Annotated in this window: 19 protein-coding genes; 13 read left to right on the forward strand and 6 right to left on the reverse strand. The window is 67.0% G+C overall.

Features of this window, described 5'->3' with window-relative positions; all coding sequences use genetic code 11:
- The first annotated feature begins 452 nt into the window (after window positions 1-452).
- The gene (locus JJL56_RS31200) at window positions 453-5084 is read left to right on the forward strand and encodes a chemotaxis protein CheB (protein ID WP_200487694.1); all 4632 of its coding nucleotides are present in this window, start codon (window positions 453-455) and stop codon (window positions 5082-5084) included.
- A gap of 40 nt (window positions 5085-5124) precedes the next feature.
- Here the strand turns inward: JJL56_RS31200 and JJL56_RS31205 are convergent, their stop codons facing one another.
- On the reverse strand, window positions 5125-5622 hold the full coding sequence (locus JJL56_RS31205) for an OsmC family protein (RefSeq protein WP_200487695.1): 498 nt from the start codon (window positions 5620-5622) through the stop codon (window positions 5125-5127).
- 240 nt (window positions 5623-5862) lie between these two features.
- Between JJL56_RS31205 and JJL56_RS31210 the strand changes: the two genes are divergently transcribed.
- The 8 genes from JJL56_RS31210 to JJL56_RS31245 all read left to right on the forward strand — a co-directional run bounded on the left by JJL56_RS31210 (window position 5863) and on the right by JJL56_RS31245 (window position 12381).
- Window positions 5863-6792 (forward strand): LysR family transcriptional regulator, encoded by a 930-nt coding sequence (locus JJL56_RS31210; protein WP_200487696.1) that lies wholly within the window; start codon window positions 5863-5865, stop codon window positions 6790-6792.
- Window positions 6793-7027: 235 nt separating this feature from the next.
- On the forward strand, window positions 7028-7441 hold the full coding sequence (locus JJL56_RS31215; protein ID WP_200487697.1) for a DUF2382 domain-containing protein: 414 nt from the start codon (window positions 7028-7030) through the stop codon (window positions 7439-7441).
- A 54-nt stretch (window positions 7442-7495) separates the two neighbouring features.
- A complete protein-coding gene (locus JJL56_RS31220) occupies window positions 7496-8323 on the forward strand; it encodes a YsnF/AvaK domain-containing protein (RefSeq protein WP_200487698.1) in 828 nt (275 codons plus the stop codon).
- Between the two features lie 78 nt (window positions 8324-8401).
- Window positions 8402-9331: a hypothetical protein gene (locus tag JJL56_RS31225; protein WP_200487699.1), complete on the forward strand. Its 930-nt coding sequence runs from the start codon at window positions 8402-8404 to the stop codon at window positions 9329-9331.
- Window positions 9332-9706: 375 nt separating this feature from the next.
- On the forward strand, window positions 9707-10312 hold the full coding sequence (locus JJL56_RS31230; protein WP_200487700.1) for a phasin family protein: 606 nt from the start codon (window positions 9707-9709) through the stop codon (window positions 10310-10312).
- A gap of 80 nt (window positions 10313-10392) precedes the next feature.
- On the forward strand, window positions 10393-10791 hold the full coding sequence (locus tag JJL56_RS31235; protein WP_200487701.1) for a DUF2382 domain-containing protein: 399 nt from the start codon (window positions 10393-10395) through the stop codon (window positions 10789-10791).
- A 37-nt stretch (window positions 10792-10828) separates the two neighbouring features.
- Window positions 10829-11575, forward strand: coding sequence for a YsnF/AvaK domain-containing protein (locus tag JJL56_RS31240; RefSeq protein ID WP_200487702.1), 747 nt, complete (start codon window positions 10829-10831; stop codon window positions 11573-11575).
- A gap of 530 nt (window positions 11576-12105) precedes the next feature.
- Window positions 12106-12381 (forward strand): hypothetical protein, encoded by a 276-nt coding sequence (locus JJL56_RS31245; RefSeq protein WP_200487703.1) that lies wholly within the window; start codon window positions 12106-12108, stop codon window positions 12379-12381.
- A 61-nt stretch (window positions 12382-12442) separates the two neighbouring features.
- Here JJL56_RS31245 and JJL56_RS31250 read toward each other — a convergent pair whose 3' ends face one another.
- Window positions 12443-13036, reverse strand: coding sequence for an exopolysaccharide biosynthesis protein (locus JJL56_RS31250; RefSeq protein WP_200487704.1), 594 nt, complete (start codon window positions 13034-13036; stop codon window positions 12443-12445).
- An 89-nt stretch (window positions 13037-13125) separates the two neighbouring features.
- Here JJL56_RS31250 and JJL56_RS31255 point away from each other — a divergent pair, with 89 nt between their 5' ends.
- Entirely contained in the window at window positions 13126-13281 is a 156-nt protein-coding gene (locus JJL56_RS31255; protein ID WP_200487705.1) for a hypothetical protein, read from the forward strand.
- Window positions 13282-13458: 177 nt separating this feature from the next.
- Complete coding sequence (locus JJL56_RS31260) at window positions 13459-15354, forward strand: PHA/PHB synthase family protein (RefSeq protein ID WP_200487706.1); 1896 nt, start codon at window positions 13459-13461, stop codon at window positions 15352-15354.
- Between the two features lie 35 nt (window positions 15355-15389).
- Here the strand turns inward: JJL56_RS31260 and JJL56_RS31265 are convergent, their stop codons facing one another.
- Window positions 15390-15800 carry a hypothetical protein gene (locus JJL56_RS31265; RefSeq protein WP_200487707.1) on the reverse strand — a complete coding sequence of 137 codons (411 nt, stop codon included), beginning with the start codon at window positions 15798-15800 and terminating at the stop codon, window positions 15390-15392.
- Window positions 15801-16023: 223 nt separating this feature from the next.
- Window positions 16024-17859, reverse strand: coding sequence for a cation:proton antiporter domain-containing protein (locus JJL56_RS31270; protein ID WP_200487708.1), 1836 nt, complete (start codon window positions 17857-17859; stop codon window positions 16024-16026).
- A 206-nt stretch (window positions 17860-18065) separates the two neighbouring features.
- Here JJL56_RS31270 and JJL56_RS31275 point away from each other — a divergent pair, with 206 nt between their 5' ends.
- Window positions 18066-18203, forward strand: a complete 138-nt coding sequence (locus JJL56_RS31275) for a hypothetical protein (RefSeq protein WP_200487709.1) — start codon at window positions 18066-18068, stop codon at window positions 18201-18203.
- Between the two features lie 113 nt (window positions 18204-18316).
- The gene (locus JJL56_RS31280) at window positions 18317-18619 is read left to right on the forward strand and encodes a hypothetical protein (RefSeq protein WP_200487710.1); all 303 of its coding nucleotides are present in this window, start codon (window positions 18317-18319) and stop codon (window positions 18617-18619) included.
- Window positions 18620-18663: 44 nt separating this feature from the next.
- Here the strand turns inward: JJL56_RS31280 and JJL56_RS31285 are convergent, their stop codons facing one another.
- Together JJL56_RS31285 and JJL56_RS31290 are read right to left on the reverse strand one after the other, a co-directional pair.
- Complete coding sequence (locus JJL56_RS31285; protein WP_200487711.1) at window positions 18664-18906, reverse strand: hypothetical protein; 243 nt, start codon at window positions 18904-18906, stop codon at window positions 18664-18666.
- A gap of 15 nt (window positions 18907-18921) precedes the next feature.
- Window positions 18922-19071: a hypothetical protein gene (locus JJL56_RS31290; protein WP_200487712.1), complete on the reverse strand. Its 150-nt coding sequence runs from the start codon at window positions 19069-19071 to the stop codon at window positions 18922-18924.
- Window positions 19072-19416: the final 345 nt, after the last annotated feature.

The following is a 19416-nucleotide window of genomic DNA, read 5'->3' on the forward strand; positions in this document are numbered from 1 at the left end:
CGTCACCCCAGCTGCCGAACCGGCCAGGGTTCTACGCGATCTGGCCTGCGTGGCAAACCCTGCAGCAGAACCGCAACGGCGGCATGCCAAGTGTCCATCGAGGCCAGGGCCGGTAATCGCCTTTCCGGTTCATGAAAAACTTCACGTCGGTGTGGGGACGCTCCTGGGAATCTTCGCAACCAGTGGACGTCTCGGCGATACTTCGTGGATCAAGAAATTATTCCCATGGAAGTCGAACACTGACATTGAATCACGACGTGCGCTTGTTGACTTTCCTAGCGAAGGCGCGCTGAATTCTACGGTCCCTGCGATGCCGGCTCTTTGACCCGTTTGTCGATGGCGCCCGCCGGCTTGGATACCGACAGCCGATCGATGCGCCGTTCGAATCGCAAGCTGGAAACGCACAATGCCGAGGTCTTGGGGCGCGGGTCCCGTTCGGCGGACTTGAGGGCATGATGACCGCTCCCAGCGACACCACCGACCAGAGCGACGCGCAATCCGATCCCGGGAAACGGATGTCCGCCAAGCGTTCGGGCGGCCCGGTCGCCGTCGTCGGGATCGGCGCGTCGGCCGGCGGGTTGAAAGCCATCACCGCCTTGCTGCAGGCTGTCCCGGAGGCGAGCGGGCTTGCCCTGGTGGTCCTTCAGCACCGCACGCCGAACAACGAACGGTTGATGGTCGATCTGCTGGAGAAGGCCACGCCGTTGCCGGTCCGCACGGCCGAAGACGGAATGCCGGTCGAGGCGGACCACATCTACGTCGCCCCGGCGGGCCGGATGCTGTCCATGACACGGGGACGCTTCGCCCTCGGCACGGCGGCGAACGAAGGGGCCGCACTGCCGATCGACGTCTTTTTCCGGTCCCTGGCCTCCGAGTGGGCGCAGGGTGCCATCTGCGTCGTGCTGTCCGGGTCGGGGGCCGACGGCACGACCGGGTTGAAGGCGGTCAAGGAGTGCGGCGGGCTGGTCGTCGTCCAGGACCCCGCGACGGCGGCGTTCGAGGGCATGCCGAGCAGCGCGATCGCGACCGGTCTGGCCGATTACGTGCTGCCTCCGGAGCGGATGGCCGAGGCGCTGCTCCGCTACGTCCGCCAGCCCTACGTCCACGGTGGCGGCGGGGACGACGATGATTCCCGACCCGGCGTCCCCCAATCCGACGGGGAGGACTTCGACCACATTCTCGAACTGATGCGGGCGCGGAGCCGCCACGACTACCGGGCCTACAAGACGCGCACGCTGGTGCGGCGCATCGAACGGCGCATGGGCATCCACCAGGTCGACACCATGCGCCACTATCGCGAGTTCCTGGGAACCCATCCCGGCGAGGTCGAGCAGTTGTCGCGCGACATCCTGATCAGCGTGACCCGCTTCTTCCGCGATCCGGAAGCCTTCGACGTCCTCAACGAGGTCATTCTCGGCCCATTGGTGCGAAGCCGCGGCTCCGACCGGCCGATCCGGGTCTGGGTCCCCGGCTGCGCCACCGGCGAGGAGGTCTACTCCATCGCCATGCTTCTGATGGAAGCCTGCGCGGCGGCGAACCGATCCTGCGACGTCAAGGTGTTCGGCACCGACATCGACGTGCACGCGCTGGACGTCGCACGAACCGGCGTCTACCCGGAAACCATCGCGGTCGATGTCTCGGCGGAACGGCTGGCCCGCTTCTTCACCCGCGTCGATGCCGGTTACAAGGTCAACCGGACGCTGCGGGAAACGGTCACCTTCGCCGTTCAGAACATGATCAGCGATCCGCCCTTTTCCAATCTCGACCTCATCAGTTGCCGCAACGTCCTGATCTACATCGACCCGAAGGTCCAGCGGTCGATCCTCGACCTGTTTCATTTCGGCCTGGACGACGGCGGCGGCCTGTTCCTGGGATCGGCCGAGACCATCGGTCCCCGCACGGAGCTGTTCGCGCCGCTGTCCAAGAAATGGCGCCTGTACCGCAAGCTCGGCAACGGCCGCCGGTACAGCCCGGCCCTGCCGAGACCCGTCGGCGTGTCGTTGGGGACGATCCCGGTGCCGCCCGTCACGGCGCGGGTCAGCCCGGCCGAGATCACCCGGCACGCGCTGCTGCTCGCCTATGCGCCCGCGGCCGTGCTGATCGACCAGCAGCACCGCATCCTCTACCTGTACGGCCCGACCAGCGATTTCCTCGACCTGCCAACCGGGGAGATGCCGCAGGACCTGATGGCCATGATGCGCGGCGACCTGCGCCTGAAGGTGCGCGGCGCCGTGAAGCGCGCCCTGGAGTCAGGGCAGCGGGTGACCCTCAACGGGGTCCGGCAGACGCGGGGCGGCGTCCTGTCCCTGCTCACCGTCACCGTGGCCCCGGTCCGCCCGCCGCAGGCGCGGGAGGACCTGCTGCTGGTCACCTTCGTCCGGGACACGGCCATGGAGCCGGCATCCCCGGCCGGCGGCGGAGCCTCCGACGACCTGCAGGCGTCCGTCGAAGCCTCCGTCGTCGAGCAGCTCGAACATGAGCTGAGGGTGACCCGCGAGGACCTGAGCGCCACCATTCTGGAGTTGGAGGCGTCGAACGAGGCCCTGCGCGTGGCCAACGAGGAGATCCTGTCGATCAACGAGGAGCTGCAATCCTCCAACGAGGAGATGGAGACCTCGAAGGAGGAGCTTCAGTCGCTGAACGAGGAACTCGGCACGCTCAACAGCCAGCTCCACGAGAAGGTCGACGAGCTGGAATCGGCGACCAACGACCTGACCAACCTGCTGACCAGCACCGACATCGCCACGCTGTTCCTGTCGCCCGATCTGCGGATCAAGCGCTTCACGGCCCCAGCGACGCGCCTGTTCTCGCTCATCCCGACGGACATCGGACGGCCGATCACCGACGTGTCGCGCCATTTCAACGATCCGGATCTGATGGACGATGTCCGCAAGGTCCTCGACACCCTGTCGCCCCTGGAGCGCGAGGTGCGGACCGAGAGCGGCAACACGCTGCTGCGCCGGGTCCATCCCTACCGCACGCAGGACAACCGGATCGAGGGGACGGTCATCACCTTCAGCGACGTCACGGCGCTGAAGCGCACTGCCGCCGTCCTCGCCGGGCGGGTCCGGCAGCAGAAGCTGGTCGCCGACCTGGGCCGCAAGGCGTTGGGTGACGAGGCCATGGGCGCCCTTTTGCAGGCGGCCTCCAGCCTGATCGCCGGAACGTTCGGCGCCGACAGCGTCGGCATCTTCGTCCCCTCGGGGGAGGGCGGGACGTTGAGGATGCTGGAGGGCTGCGGCTGGGACCCGTCCGGGACCGCGCCCCGCGGGGAGGTGCCGGGCGATCCCTCGTCGCACCTCGGCCAGATCCTGCGGTCCAGGCAGCCTCTCGTCGTCGGCGATTTCGCCACCGACCGGCGGGTGTCCGGCGGTCCCCCCGCCCCCGGAATCGCCAGCGGCATCGGCGTCGCCTTCGGCGACGACGGCGCGACGGTGCCGGCCGTCCTGGCGCTGTACAGCCGCCAGCCGAACCGGTTCGGCGACGACGACGTGGAGTTCGTGCAGGCCGTCGCCACCATCCTGGGCCTCGCCATGGAGCGGGCGGCCATCCAGGACGCGGTGCGGACCGCCCGCGACTTCGCCGAATCCATCGTCGACACCGTGCGCGAGGCGCTGCTGGTGCTCGACGCCGGTCTGACGGTGGCGGCCGCCAGCCAGGCTTACTACCGCATGTTCGCCACCACGCCGGAGGCGACGCTGGGGCATCCGATGGGCGCGTTGGCCAACGGGCTGTTCCGGGACGCCGCGCTGGAAAGGCGCCTGAAGGCGATGATGGCCGACGGCTCCACCATCGAGGCGCTGGAGATCACCGCCGGGAACGACGCCGAGGGGCCGCGCGCGCTGGAGATCAACGCCCGCCCGCTGAGCCGTTCGGAGCGTCCGCTCATCCTGCTGGGCATCGAGGACGTCACCGGACGCAACCGCGCCCGGCAGGCGCTGGACGCCGCCAAGGCGGTGGCGGAGCAGGCGAGCGCCGGCAAGACCCGTTTCCTGGCCGCCGCCAGCCACGATCTGCGCCAGCCCGTGCAGGCCGCGGTGCTGTTCCACCACCTGCTGTCCGGCCAGGATCTCCCGCCGGCCTCGGCGCGGCTGCTGACCAGCCTGGGCAACACCTTGACCGCCCTTCACCTGATGCTGGAGGAGATCCTGCACGTGTCGCGTCTGGACGCCGGCGTGGTCGACGTCCAGGCGAAGCCGTTCCGGCTGTGCACGCTGATCGGCCGGCTGGTCGAGGAGTTCGGGCCGCTCGCCGACGCCGCGGGGCTGACGCTGCGTTCGGTCGACACCGGCGTCACCGTCCGCAGCGACCCGAAGCTGCTGGGCCGCATCCTCCAGAACCTCCTCGCCAACGCCGTGAAGTACACGGACCGTGGGCGCATCCTCATCGGATGCCGCCGTGCCGGCGGTGCGGTGCGCATCCAGGTCTGGGACACCGGGCGGGGAATCCCCGAAGGGCAGCTCAAGGCGATCTTCGAGGAGTTCCATCAGGTCGGCAATCTCGGCCGCGACCGCCGCCAGGGGCTTGGCCTCGGCCTGTCGATCGTGGACCGCCTCGCCCTCCTGCTTCACCACCCGATCGGCGTTCGGTCGGTTCCGGGGCGGGGATCGGTCTTCGAAATCGTCGTTCCCCTCGCCGATGACGCCGAAGCGGTGGAGGAGGCCGCCACCGAACCGCCGCTTGACGGTGCCGGGCGGCGTGTGCTGGTGATCGACGACGACCCCGTGGTGCTCGACAGCATCCGGCAGTATCTGGAACGGTATGAGTTCGACGTGTTCGGCGCGGTGGATCAGGCGGCGGCATCGATGCTCTTCACCCGGCAGCGCCCGCCCGCTCTGGTCATCGCCGACTACCGTCTCGCCGGTGTGGAAACCGGGGCGGATGCCATAAGGCATTTGAGGGACGCCTTCGGACTCGCCGTGCCGGGCATCATCCTGACCGGCGACACCTCGCCGGAACGCATCCGGGAGGCCAGCCGCAGCGGCTTTTTTCTGCTGCACAAGCCGATCGCCCCGCCGGACCTCGCGGCGGCCGTGCGGAATGCGTTGGCGGGCGACGCTGCGGACGGCGACGCCGCACCCTGACGGCTCCGGGAGTTCAAGGCCCGACGTTCAGGTCCAAAGTTCAGGCCGGAAGCGTGTCTGGGGCGCTGTCGGCCAGGGCGACGTCCAGATGAACGGGATTGTGCAGGGTGTTGGCGACCGGCGACCACAGCGTCGCGTGCCTGACCAGAGCGGCCAGCACGTCGCGCGGGGCATCGGCGTCCAGGTGGACGGTCACGCGGATCGCCTCGAAGCCGATCGGCCCCGGTTCGGCGTTGCCAAGGGTCCATCCGGCCGTGCTGTCGATCTCCGCCTCCACCACCAGTTCCAGCCGGTGCACCGGGATGTGGCGCGCGACGGCGTCGGCGTGAATTCCTGCGGACAGACAGGAGCCGAGGGCTGCCAACAGCACCTCCGAGGGGGTCGGGGTGCCGCCGCCTCCGTCCGGTGAACCGTCCGGAAGATCGCGGATGTGGTTCCGTTGCTGGAAGCGATCCTCGGCGACGGTCCGGCACCGCAGGGTCCGAACAGCGCCCGGATATCTTTTTTCCTCGTCGATCCTGGAGGGTGGCTTGGGCATCGCAGCGTCCTTTCTTCTCGTTGCGCCGGTCTTCTCGTCGCGCCGGGTGCCGGAAGACAGGCGAACAGGGAGCGCGTTATCCCGACCGGTGCCGGATGGCCCGCCGAGCGGTTGATGCGGTTGTCCGGTGAACCGCCCCGGCCCGAGAATGCCGGGCCGATCACGGCAAGGGGTTCCCCTCGCCGCGTCGCGCGGCCGACACCGGCAAGAAGGACGGCGAACACGCTTGGCGGTGGGTCCATGCTCGACTGGGACGACCTGAGGTTCTTTCTGGCCCTGGCGCGCACCGGCAGCCTTTCGGCGGCGGCACGGGACCTGCGGGTCGCCCAATCGACGGTCGGCCGCCGGCTGGCCTCGCTGGAAGCGAGCCTCGGCGTCCGGCTGCTGAACCGCACACCGGACGGGTATCTGCCGACGCTGGCCGGCGAGGAGGTCCGTGTCCAGGCGGAGCGGCTCGAAGCGGAGGCGCTCACCCTGGAACGCAACGTCGGGGGACGCGACACCCGTCTGGCCGGTCTGGTCCGCGTCACCTGCGCCGAAACCGTCGCCACCCAGATCCTGGCGCCCTGCGTCGCGGCGCTGCACGCGGACCATCCCGAGATGATGGTCGAGCTGATCTCCAGCCCCCGCGAACTCAGCCTCGCCATGCGCGAAGCGGACATCGCCGTCCGCCTGACCCGCTCGGAACAGCACGACCTGATCGTCCGGAAGATCGGCAGCCTGGACTTCGGCCTCTACGCGGGGCCGGCCTACCTGGATCGCCAGGGTGAGCCGGACTATCAGGCCGGTTGTCCGGGGCATCACCTGATCACCCAGACCGACGACATCCAGGAGGCGGCGCAGACCAACTGGCTGGCCGATCTGGCCCCCCGCGCCCGTGTCGCGATGTTGACCAACAGCCACGAGGCCGCGGTGCTGGCCGCCGCGCAGGGCGGTGGGCTGGCCTGTCTGGCGCGGTTCCGCGCCGATCGGGAAAACGGCCTGAGGCGCCTGACGCCGCCATCGCCGCCTCCAGGCGTCGCGATCTGGCTCGTCGTGCACCGCGACAACCGCCATACGCCCCGGATCAGAACCGTCCTGACCCACATCGGCGGCCACGTTCGAAATCTTGCCCAGGCACTGTCTCCCGAAGGGGTGGATCGATCGTCAAGTGGGAAGGCGAACCGGTAGTACGGGAAACAACCTGTTTTCACCACGGTCGGCATCGGTGCGGATGTGCATAGCCGCTCACCGGAATTGGATTCGCCGGAGCGGCCAACTTCCCGGATCGGAGGCTGTTCCTTCTCATGCGGCTGTCGACCGGTTCGCCGTGGTGCGAACGGACCCCGGCGTCAACGGACTCCGGCGTCAGGGCGGTACCAGCCTCCGCGAGACTTCCTCCTCATCGTTTGACAAGGCCTTTTGCATGTCGTCCGCTCCAACCCCGCCCCGCGACCCGGTGGTGCCTCTGCACGCCGAGGACGTGGTGTTCACACGCCGCGACACCGTTGGCGATACGGTTCGGGTCGCCGTCACCACCCGCGAAAACGAGCGGCTGGTGGACGAGGAGCTGACCCATGAGCGGGTCGCCATTGAGCGCGTGGCCGTAGGCCGCGTGGTCGATCGCGTGCCGCCCATCCGCAAGGACGGTGACCTCACGATCATTCCGGTCGTGGAGGAGGAGGCCGTCATCGTCATCGAACGCCGGCTCGTCCTTCGCGAGGAAATCCACATGCGGCGGGTCCGCGTCACCGAGCGTCACCGGGAAACGGTGACTCTGCGCCGCCAGGACGCCGACATCAGCCGCATTCCGCCGGATCGGCGCGACGACTCCGGCTGATGGGCGCCGGCTCAGAGAACAAGCCCACTCAAACCCCCTCCAGGAGAGACAGACATGACGGACGAAACCATCGTCGCCATTTTCGACACGGACGCCCAGGCCGATGCCGCCGTGCGTGACCTCAAGGCGGCCAACGTTCCGGCGGATGCGATCAGCCGGCACGCCCGCAAGGCACCGGGAACCGCCGCGGCGGCCCCCGCCCAGGAGACGGGCTTCTGGGCCAGCCTGTTCGGCGGCGACCCGGATCATGACGACGCCGTCTATGACCGCAGCCTGGACAGCGGTTCGACCGTCGTGACCGTCAGGACTCCGGCGCAGCACGCCACGATGGTGAGCGAAATCCTGGAGAGGCACGGCCCGGCCGACATCGACGAGCGGGCGTCCGCCTACGGGCTGTCGGGAACGACGACGAGCACCGCAACGTCACCGGTCACGGCAGCACCGGTGACCCCCACACGGGAAGGCGCCGCCGGAATGGCCGCGGTCAATGAGGGCGGCACCGAGGGCAGCAGCATCAAACTGTCCGAAGAGCAGTTGCAGGTTGGCAAGCGTGCGGTGAATCGCGGCACGACCCGTGTTCGCCGCTTCGTCGTCGAAACGCCGGTCGAGGAGCAGGTCGGCCTGCGCGACGAGACGGTGACGGTCGAGCGCCGCGCGGTGACCGGCGATCATCCGGTCGGGGATGTGGACTTCACCGAGAAGACGGTCGAGATGACCGAGATGGACGAGGAGGCCGTCGTCGGCAAGACCGCCCGCGTCACCGAAGAGGTGGTGCTGCGCAAGGACGCGACGGAGCGCGTCGAGACGGTGAGGGACACCGTGCGCCGCGAGGATGTCGAGATCGAGAAGATTCCGGCGGTTCCGCCCGTCGCCAAAACCTGATCCGAAACCTGCTCCCCTGCCAACCTGCGTTCGGGGCGCCGTCAGGGACCTCGAACGCCCTCTTCCGGAGCGACCGCAATGTCAACGGACACCTATGCCGCCCCGCCGCTCCGCGGATCGGGCGTGCTCGAAACCACCACCACGACAGAGGGGCACTCGCACATCCACCGCCGCATCTCATGGGCGGCGATCTTCGGGGGCGTGATCCTGGCCCTCGCCATCCAGCTCGTGCTCAGCCTGCTGGGCGCCGGCATCGGCCTGGGCACGGTCGAAACCAACGCGGGAAGCACCCCGAGCGCCAGCAGCCTTGGCATCGGAGCGGGCATCTGGTGGGTCATCAGCAGTTGCCTCGCCATTGCCGCGGGCGGGTATGTCGCGGCTTGGCTGGCCGGTGTCGATATCCGGTTCGACGGGATGCTGCACGGCTTGGTCACCTGGGGGATCACCACCCTCGTGACGTTCTGGCTGCTGACCTCGGCCATCGGCGGGATCATCGGTGGCGGCTTCTCGGCCCTGGGCAGCGTGACCTCGGCGGCGGGCAGCGGACTCGGTGACGCGGCCAAGCCGCTTGCCCAGGCGGCGGGAGTATCCCCCGACATGGTTCGGCAACAGGCTGAAGCGTATCTGCAGCCGGCGAACCCCGATCCGGCCACGATGAGCCCGCAGGACGCCCAGAAGGTGATCGCGACCGAACTGGTCACCTATGCGGGCGGCGGCGGCGAGGCGGCGGCGGCCAAGGAGCGGATCATCACCATCATGGCGGCCCAGATGAAGGTCAGCCACGACGAAGCCGCCCAGCGTTTCGAAGACGGTCAAGCCAAGCTGCAGCAGGCCCGCGACAAGGCCGTGCAGACCGCCAAGGACACGGCGGACGCCAGTGCGTCGGCGGCGTCCCGGACCTCCTTCGCCGGCTTTGCCGTCCTGCTGCTCGGCGCCGTTGCCGCGGCGGTCGGCGGCTCCCTGGCCGTGCAGCGTCGGTTGCGGGTGACCCAGCGCGTCGTTCGATAAACCGACCGGCAAGTATGACCGGCCACCGCCGTCGACGACGGCGTGGAGCCCGAAATCGCAGCGCGCGGCGGGCTCCCTCCTTTTTGACTAGCCCATTTCTGCTTAATACAGAAAAAATATCCGCACACTTGCCCGCCATATTCAGGAGATATGCAGAAAACAAAAATATCAGACGCGATTTCCCCTTCAATCATTGAGATGATTTATTGTTATATATTTTATCTAATATCAAATTTTATGGCCGTGATCTGTTTATTTCTTTTGCTAACACTTGTTATTGTGCAGCGCATCATAATATAGATGCATGACACAACAGGTCGAGCCCACCCGCTCCCTGGCCCCACATCAATCATCGATCAGTCATTGGAGTTCAACATGGCCGACGGCACATCCCCGGTTCACACGATCCGCAGCGCCAGCGACGAGGCAGACGCGAAGACGGAAAGCCCCAAAACCCACAGCATCCGGAGCGCCAGCGACGAGGGGACTGCGAGGTCCGGCAAGCCCGAACCCAAACAGCCCCACGACCAGCCGGCCCGCTCTTTCGAAGGCCGCCCCCTCGAAGGAAGGACGGCACAAGCCGGCCGTGGCTCCTTCGAACGGGCGACCGAGCGGGCGGCCCAGCAATTCGCCGCCGGTGGCGAACTGGCCGGCCGCGCGGTTCAGGACCTCGCCCGTCCTGCCGAACAGAACCTCACGGCCGCCATGGATTTCGGCAACGTCATGACCTCGCGCTATGAGGCGGCGTGCTCCGAGATCGTCCGGTACATGCAGCAAGCGGCCCAGCGCCAGAGCGAGATGATGAACGACATGCTCCGGGCGCGCAGCCCGAGCGACGTCCTGCTCGCCGGGAACCGCTACCTGCTTGGCGGACTGCAAGCCTTCCTCGACGCCAACGGCCGCATCGCCCGGGCCCCGGCCCATACGGCGGCCCTCACGGCGGATGACGCGGATCGCAAGCGGAACCGGCGCTCGGTCTGACCCGCCCGGCAGCCGTCCAACCATCCGCCGATCGTTCGGGGGACGGCGATGCCACCCCACGCAGCGGCAGGAGGACCCCCGTGAAGGCGCCCATCAACGAACAGCACACACTTCCGGTGGTCGAGGAGCAGGTGACCATCCGCAAGCGCAACCGGGTCACGGAAACGCTCCAGGCCCACACCGTCACCCACGAGCATGACCAACCGGTCGAAGCCGACCTGTCGGTGCAGACCATCCGGATCGAGCGGGTGCCGTGCGACCGGTTCGTCGATCACCCGATCGCCGACCGCCAGGAAGGCGACACGACCATCATCTCGGTCGTCGAGGAGGTCGCGACCGTGACCTTGCGGCTGAAGCTGGTGGAGGAGGTGCGCATCACCCGCGATACCGCCACCCGCAGATTCGACGACACGGTCAAGGTTCGCCGCCAGGACATCATCATCGAACGGGTTCAACCCCCGCCCGACACCGAGGTCTGACCGGCCTCGCCATCATCTGACTTCAACGGAGACCATCATGAGCACCATCGTCGTAGGACTGTACAAGGAGTCGCAAGCCGCCAAGAAGGCCTTCCAGGCCCTCGTCGCGGCCGGTTGCCGGGAGAAGGACATCGACACCTTCGACGGAGCCGGCAACGCCGACAAGGCGACGCAGGAGTTGGTGGGCCACGGCTTCACCAAGGACATCGCGCAGCGGTACGCCGCCGCAATCAAGGAGGGCCACACCCTGGTGGCGGCCGACATCGCCGATCAGGACGCGGATGCCGCGGAAGCCATTCTTGACGAGAACGGCGCCATCGATCTGCCCGAAGCCTCCTCGCATCAGCCGAAGAAGCCGGCGAAGGCGGACAGCGGAAAGGCGGACAAGGGAACGGACGTGGAGGAGGAGACCGTTCCCGTGATCGAGGAGCAGGTGGAGATCGGCAAGCGCCGCGTCAGCAAGGGCGGGGTGCGGGTCACGACGGAGGTGACCGAGACGCCGGTTCAGGAGACCGTCCGGCTGCGCGAGGAAAAGGTGGATGTCGAGCGCCACAAGGTCGACCGGACTCTCGGCGCCCGTGAGGCGGACGCCGCGTTCGAGGAGAAGACCGTCGAGATGACGGCCACCTCCGAGACGCCGGAAGTGACCAAGGAGGCGCGCGTGGTCGAGGAGGTCGTGCTGTCCAAGAAGGCGACCGAGCACGACAAGACCGTGGAAGCCTCGGCGCGCCGCACCGACGTGAAGGTCAAGCCCACCGGTGACCGCCCCGCCACCAAGCGCTGACCCCCAAGCCACCGGCCCCAAGCGCCAACTTGTTGCCAGCGAACGCCTGCTCCCCGAAGGAGCAGGCGCCTTGGGACGGCACAATCCGGTGAGGGGAAGCCGACTTCTCCCGGCTGCGGTCACCGTTTCCGTCGCCGAATTTCAGAAAAATTGCCGCGTTTCCGAGACTGTCCGCAAAAACAAAGCGGCACATCCCGAATTTCCTTCCGCAATCCCACCAAAACTTCGCGGCGTTGCTTATATGAAAAACATTGAAGCAGCGACTTGAGAAAATGTCATCGCTGCGGATCGGAGGCCATGATGATTGACGATTTGGTTAATAACATTGCGCATGAAGACCAAAAATCGGCCGCGATTCCGGACAGCGCTGCAAAGGGCGAGAGCCGTCCGGCGGTTCCCTCCGGCGAACGGCGCGCCAGGGCGGACGACAACGGGTCTTGGAACGCCGCCATGTCGGAAGGTTGGCCCTCGTCGCCTCCCGCATCTCCTCCCCCTTCGCACCATGCCGATCAAGCCCCAGGAGACGTCCGATGCTCACACGCACCAGCCGCAGAACGGTGACCTTCTCGCACCCCTTCGTATTGGAGGGGATCGACGGCGTGCAGCCGGCGGGAGACTACATTGTTGAAACCGACGAGGAGCTGGTTGACGGCTTGTCCTTCCCAGCCTATCGGCGTGTCGCGACGGTGATCCTGCTGCCGGCGCGCGCCGGCGGAACGACCCTCGCCCAGGCCGTCACGGTCAACCCCCTGGACTTGGAACGAGCCGAGCAGGCCGACGCGGCCATGGCGGAGACGACCGCATAGGGAACGCCGCGGGCATGATGCCTGGGGATGATCCTTCGGCCCGGTCGGGAACGGGGATCTCCTACAGCACGCTCGGCAGCCAACCGGCCGCGCTCATCGCCTGCCAGGCCGCTCCCGCGGCGATCACGGACAGAAGGAGGGTGCCGACCAGCGCGACGCAGAGCAGCGCGCCGTCCTCCTCCAGATAGGCGAAGGCGATCAGGACGATGAGCAGCGCCGGGGGAAGGTTGCTCAAGGGTACGGGGATGAGAAGACTCGCGCCGAGCAGCAGGACGACACCGCCGACCACCCGCTTGGTTGCCGTGAACGGGGTGGCCCAGCGCGGGCGGATGAAGCGTTCCAGGTAGCGCAACACCGGGACGGTCCGGCCGATGATCGCGGCCAGCCGACGGGTTTCGACATGGCGGGTGGCGATGCGGCGGGGAAAGGCTGGGCCGGGACGATCCAGCATCATTTGGAACGCGACGATCGTGAGCAGCACGCCGGCCATCGCCGACACGCCCGGAAGCACGCCGACGAGCGCCAGGAGAAGGAGGATGACACCGAAGGAACGACGGCCGAGCCTTCCGATGAGCCAGTCCAGCGTCACACGCTCCGCGGGCGCTTGGCCGAGAATCCCGTTCAGCACCACGGATGTGGGCGCACGCGCGATCATGAGAATGCCCCTTGGACGGTCGACCCCTCGGGAGATGGGGGCGGGCGGGCGGCTCGGAAGGGTGAAACGTGTGGGGTGGGGGAGAGGCCATGAACCAGTCGCAGGCGGGCCTGTTCATCGCCGCCGCCTCGGTCATCGCGGTTTCCGGCGCCCTTTACCGGCACGGCCGCCTCAGCGAGGCCGGGTTGGGCGGCGTGCTGATCGGCATCGCCGCCGTGGTGGCATGGATGCTCGCCAGTCCGTGACGGGTCTCATCGGGCGTTGGACCGGGCGTAGGGTCAAACGAAAGAAGGGCATTTCCCATGGGCACTGACAGAGGAACGGAGCATCGCCGCCGGCACCAATCCCATGGAGACGGCGAAGCCACGAAGCGGGAATCCGGTACGGATGATGGTCCCGACCGGCTGTCTATGAGCCCCGACATGGCGCTGGGACTCTGGACATCCTGGCTGGAAGCCAACGTCGGTGCCGTCCGCGATTGGAGCGGAGCCGTCAGGCCCTGGTGGCAGGTTTCGCCCAACGATCTCACCGGCGCACGGCTGGACGCCGGAACCCGGCGGCTCAACGACGTCCTGGCCAACGACCCGGTGCTCCGGTCCATCGACGGCCTATGGAGCGCCAATCCCTTCCGCACCATCGTGCCGGTCGACTGGGCGGAAGTCGCCCGCGCGCTCCGGACCGTGTGGATGCTGTCGCTCAGCCGTCCGGACAAGGCCGTCCGCAAGGCCGCCGATGTCCAGGCGGCCGTCTGGACGTCCGCGATGGAGGCCTGGAACGACGCGGGCCGCCGCTGGTGGGGCATGGCCGCCGGCAAGGTGGCGGATGGGTCCAGGTCCGGTTCGGCGCCAGATGGCGACAAGCGCTTCGCCGCGCCGGAATGGCACACCAACCCGGCCTACCGCACGCTCAAGGAGATGTACCTGCTGGCCTCCGACTGGCTGCTGGAACAAGGCGAGCGTGCCGATGGCCTCGACGATGCCGAACGGCGGCGGCTGACCTTCCACCTCCGCCAGTTCGTCGACGCCATGAGCCCGACGCTTCTGCTGTTCTCCAACCCGGCCGCCTTGCGCCGGGTGCTGGAAACCGGTGGTGTCAGCCTGGCGGACGGGGCGCGCAACCTGCTCTCGGACCTGAGGGAGGGCCGCCTCAGCATGGTGGACACCACCGCCTTCGAGCCGGGGCGGAATCTGGCGACCACCCCCGGCAAGGTCGTCCACCGCAACCGGCTGATCGAGCTGATCCAGTACCAGCCGGCGGGCGGGGCGGTGCATGCGGTGCCGCTCCTCATTCTGCCGCCGTGGATCAACAAGTACTACATCCTCGACCTCCAGCCGAAGAACTCGATGGTGCGCCATCTGGTCGAGCAGGGCTTCACGGTGTTCGTGATCTCGTGGAAGAACCCGGACGCCTCGATGGACGGCGTGGGGTTCGACGACTACATGGACCTCGGCCCGCTGGAGGCCACCGACGTGGTGCGCGACATCACCGGGGCCAGCTCCATCAATGTGATGGGCTACTGCATCGGCGGCACGCTGCTCGCCATCACGCTCGCCTGGCTGGCGGCGAAGGGCGACACCCGGTTCAACGCCGCCACCTTCATGGTGTCGCTCCAGGATTTCTCCCATGTCGGCGACACCGCGGTGTTCATGGGCGAACCGGCGGTGGACTTCATTGAACAGCAGATGATGGAGCGCGGCTATCTCGACAGCCGGGAGATGAGCAACATGTTCAACCTCCTGCGCTCCAACGACCTGATCTGGTCGAACGTCGTCAACAACTACCTGATGGGCAACAAGCCTCCAGCCTTCGATCTTCTGTATTGGAACAGCGACGGCACCCGCATGGCGCGGGCGGCGCACAGCTGGTACCTGCGCAACACCTACGTCGAGAACAACCTGATCGCTCCGGGCAAGGTCAGGCTCAAGGGCGAGGCCATCGACCTCGGGCGCATCCCGCAGGACGTTTACGCGGTCGGTGCGGAGAAGGACCACATCGTGCCCTGGGACTCAGCGTGGCGCGTCACGCAGCTGCTCAAGGGGAGCAAGGTGCGCTACGTGCTGGCGTCCAGCGGGCACATCGCCGGCATCATCAACCCGCCCGGCGGCAAGGGCACCTATTGGACCAACGGCACGGGGGAACCCGGCGCGACCGCGCAGGCGTGGCGCGGGAAGGCCACCGCGCACAGCGGCAGCTGGTGGACGGACTGGACGGCATGGCTGGCCGAACGGTCGGGTCGAAAGGGAAAGCCGCCGGCGCTGGGCAGCGCAACGCACCCGGCGCTCGCCGACGCGCCCGGAACCTATGTCCTGGAAAAGTAAGCCCGCCACGCTTCCCCGCGGGCGCGGACGGGTGGTCAGGACCAGAAGCTCATCATCCCCCAGGCGACCAGAGCGGCCATGAGCAGAAGAAAAAGCCAAGGGTTGACGACACCCGTGCGGCGGCTCCGGTCGACGACTTCGCCGTTCGGAGCCGTGGCGGACCCGCCTTCCGGCAGAAGCTTTACCAGACGATCCGCGGTCGCGACGGCATCCGGGGCTTCGGGTTGTTGCGTCGGAAGCCGGCGGAGGATGACGGCCAACGCCGATGCCGCGGCGTCCCTCGGCAGCGCCGCCAGGCGGGCCGCCTCGGCCCAGGGATCGATGCCGAGCCGCGCGAGCGCCGATAGAACGCTGAGGCGGCTTCCGTTCTCCTCGTCCCACAGCGGGGCGGACAGGAACTCGTTCAAATCGGATTGGTGCAGGGTGTATTCAGGGCGCAACGGCATATCAACCTCCCATGAAATTTTATGTTCTGCTCCTGTATATGGCGACCAGGTGGGAAAAAATCAGCGGCGCACCGATGAGGTTTGTTGAATGATGGGTTTTTAAAGAAATCTCGGGGCCGGGATTTTTTATATGGTTCGTCTTCTTGAATGAGGGGAAACGGCCTTTGTTTTCTCAGCGGTTGAGTCGTTCAAAACTCCACATTTTCCTCCACCTCGATGTCCGTCAATCGGGTGGCTGGACCTCGTCGCGGTGCTGGCGCAGTTCCGGCGCCCCGCGCCAAGGCTCGCCGTGCCGCCGCTCGTAGACGCCGCCCTCGCCCGCGACGCGAACCCCCTGGACCACGGCCCGCACCTTGTCATCCGAGGAGCCGAAACTGCGCAGGGCATAGTCCATCAGCCCGAAGGCGAGTTCGCGCTCCCCCATGATCGCCAGTCCCACGCCTTGCCTTTCCAGGTGAGCGACCTCCGCCTCGCTGTGGGTCCGCACCGCCGTGTCGATGGAGGGGTTGATCCGGCGCGCGAGATCAAGGACGCGCCGCGTCTGGTAGCCCTGAGGTGTGGCAACGACGATCAGCCGCGCCCGCCGGGTGCCGGCGGCCTCCAGAACGCCCGGCGTCGTCGCGTCCCCGTAGACCGCCGGCACGCCGCGTTTGCGCAACGCCTCGACCCGCCGGCGGTTCTGGTCGATGACCACGATCGGCAGGTTCTGGCTTTTCAAGCCCTTGCCGACGACGCTGCCGACCCGTCCGTAACCGACGATGACCGCATGGTCCCGCGGGCCTTCGTGGGCCGGAGGCAGCACCGACAGGCTGTCGTTCCTCTGGCGTTCGAGACGGCCCAGCATGCCCGGCCTCCGGCGCAGCCAGCCGGAGAGACGGTCGAGGCCGGCGAACACCAACGGATTGAGCGTGATCGAGAGCAGCGCGCCCGCGAGGATCAAGTCGCGTCCCTCCGGCGGCAGCAGCCCGAGCGTCACCCCAAGCCCGGTCAGGATGAACGAGAATTCGCCGACCTGTGCCAGACTGGCCGACACGGTGAGCGCGGTCGAGGCCGGATAGCCGAACGCCATCACGATGCCGAACGCCGCCAGCGTTTTGCCGAGGACGATGACCAGGACGACGGCGAGCACGGCGAACGGCTCATGGACCAGGATCATCGGGTCGAACAGCATGCCGACCGAGACGAAGAACAGCACCGCGAAGGCGTCCTGAAGCGGCAACGCGTCGGCCGCAGCCTGATGGCTGAAGTCGCTCTCGCTCAGGACGACGCCGGCGAAGAAGGCCCCAAGAGCGAAAGAGACGCCGAACAGCTCGGCCGAGCCGAAGGCGATGCCGAGCGCGGTCGCGAGCACCGAGAGCGTGAACAGCTCGCGCGAGCCGGTCCGGGCGACCTGCATCAGAAGCCACGGGACCGCGCGCGTTCCGACCACCAGCACGAGGGCCAGGAACACCCCGACCTTGCCCAGCGTCAGCGCCAGGGACACGGCCAAGGCGACGCCGCCGGTTTCGCCCGCCGCGCCGTGCGGCGTCCCGCCGAGCACACCCGCCAGGGCCGGCAAGAGCACGAGCGCCAGCACCATGGCGAGATCCTCGACGATGAGCCACCCGACGGCGATCCGTCCGTTCACCGAATCGAGGATGTTGCGCTCCTCAAGGGCGCGCAGCAGCACCACGGTGCTGGCGACCGAGAGCGCCAAGCCGAACACCAGCCCCGCGCCGAACGTCCATCCCCAGATGTGCGCGACGCAGACGCCGAGCGCCGTCGCCATCACGATCTGGCCGAGGGCACCGGGGATCGCGATGGCGCGGACGGCAAGCAGATCCTTGATCGAGAAATGGAGTCCGACACCGAACATGAGGAGGATGACGCCGATCTCGGCAAGCTGGGATGCCAGCCCCTCGTCGGCAACGAAGCCGGGCGTGAAGGGACCGGCCGCGACGCCGGCCAGCAGATAGCCGACGAGGGGAGGCAGCCGGAGCTTGCTGGCGAGAAGGCCGCCGAGGAAGGCGAGAACCAGGCCCACGACAATGGTGGCGATGAACGTCGTCTCGTGCGGCATGACGATCCTTGTCCGGTTCCGGACGGGAGAATCCCGCGATGGGACCCGGCTCCGTCAGATATGGTGGTTGCTCGGCGACCGGTCGGTGCGATGCATGGCCGTACTGACGGCAGGTGTTCGTCTGCGCCGTCGCGTGTGCCGTCGCGAGTCTCCATGTCCATTGGATGATGATAGAATATGGGCTTCGCTTTGATTTCGATGGCTGGATGGTCATCGACACCACGGTGGTGAACGGCGAGCTGGCCGGTGAGGCGGTTCGGCGTGGTTTGTCCTTCGCTGAGGCGGAGTATCTGGCGGACTGTCTGGCGCGGTACGTGATCGATCTTCACGCCGATCAGAACTGAGGGCGCCGGGCCGCGGGCAAAATGTATGGGATCAGGCGTGAACCCTCGCAAGATGGGGGGTGGAGCGCCACATCAGGGAGGGCCGTGGCTCGAACGTTGCTCTTGAGGACACCATGAAGCCCGCCATCATTGCTCTTCTTTTTGCGTTTGCCATTGGTGCCGCCTCCGCCGCAGCCGATGAGCGCAATCCCACGCACCTCTTCGACCCCGGCAATCACGTCGATGCCACTGGTATCGTTCGCGACCGTGGCGGTCGGCCCGTCGGGCGTATTGAAGCGGATGTCGAGGGAAGCCACGTGTTGCGCGACAACGCCGGGCGCCACATCGGCAGCGTCGAACGTGGCTTCGCCGAGGGCGAACTGATCGTCCGGGACAGCGAAGGCCGCCGCCAGGGTACGCTTGAACGCCAGCAGTGACACGGAAGCTCCAGCTTCGAAGCCACCGCCAGCTGATCATTGGATCAGTAGAACACCCCATCGTCCAGATCCTTTCTGAACGGTGCGCACCAGGCGGCGGGGAGTGACGACCGATAGGCCCGGCAGGTTCGGGTCGGCACATAGGTCACGGTGATGTTGTGGAATTGGACCGTGCCGCCCCTGACGACATGAGCCTCGACACGGTCCTTCATTCTGAAATCGTCCGGGCGGAGCGTGACGTGGGCAATGCACCGTTCGAAGGCTTCCCTCTCGACATTCCTGAGCATGGTAATTCCTCCGCTTCAGGCCACGGGCCCATGAATCAAGCCGAAGAGCACGACCGCCAGCACGACGGCGACCGGGATCACCAGCGGCGGCACGAAATACCCCATTGCAGCGCTCCAAAGGTTTGTGGAGCCGGGGGTTGTGGGCGTTTGAAGGATCATGGTCATGCTCCGTATGGTCGGCAGACCGCATCGGGTATGCCCTGGCGACCTCCTCATCGCCATTGTCCCTCCAACCGAGGCTGATCAAGGGACTGCGATGGGCTTCATGGAAGACATGGTGCTGAAATGAGCTTCGCGCCGTGGCAATTCCGGCATATGAACCCATGAACCGCAGAAGAAGGACGAGGGGTGGACGGCGCCCTGTCAAAGAGTCCTTGTTAAAGAGTAAATCTTATTGGCCGCTGCGGCAGTTGTATTCTATGTCGTTTGCGGACGAGTTTCTCACCGGTTCTGTTGCAGGGTTTGCCACGCAGGCCAGATCGCGTAGAACCCTGGCCGGTTCGGCAGCTG

The organism is Azospirillum aestuarii (assembly GCF_016632405.1).
In the GTDB taxonomy this organism is placed as follows: domain Bacteria; phylum Pseudomonadota; class Alphaproteobacteria; order Azospirillales; family Azospirillaceae; genus Azospirillum; species Azospirillum aestuarii.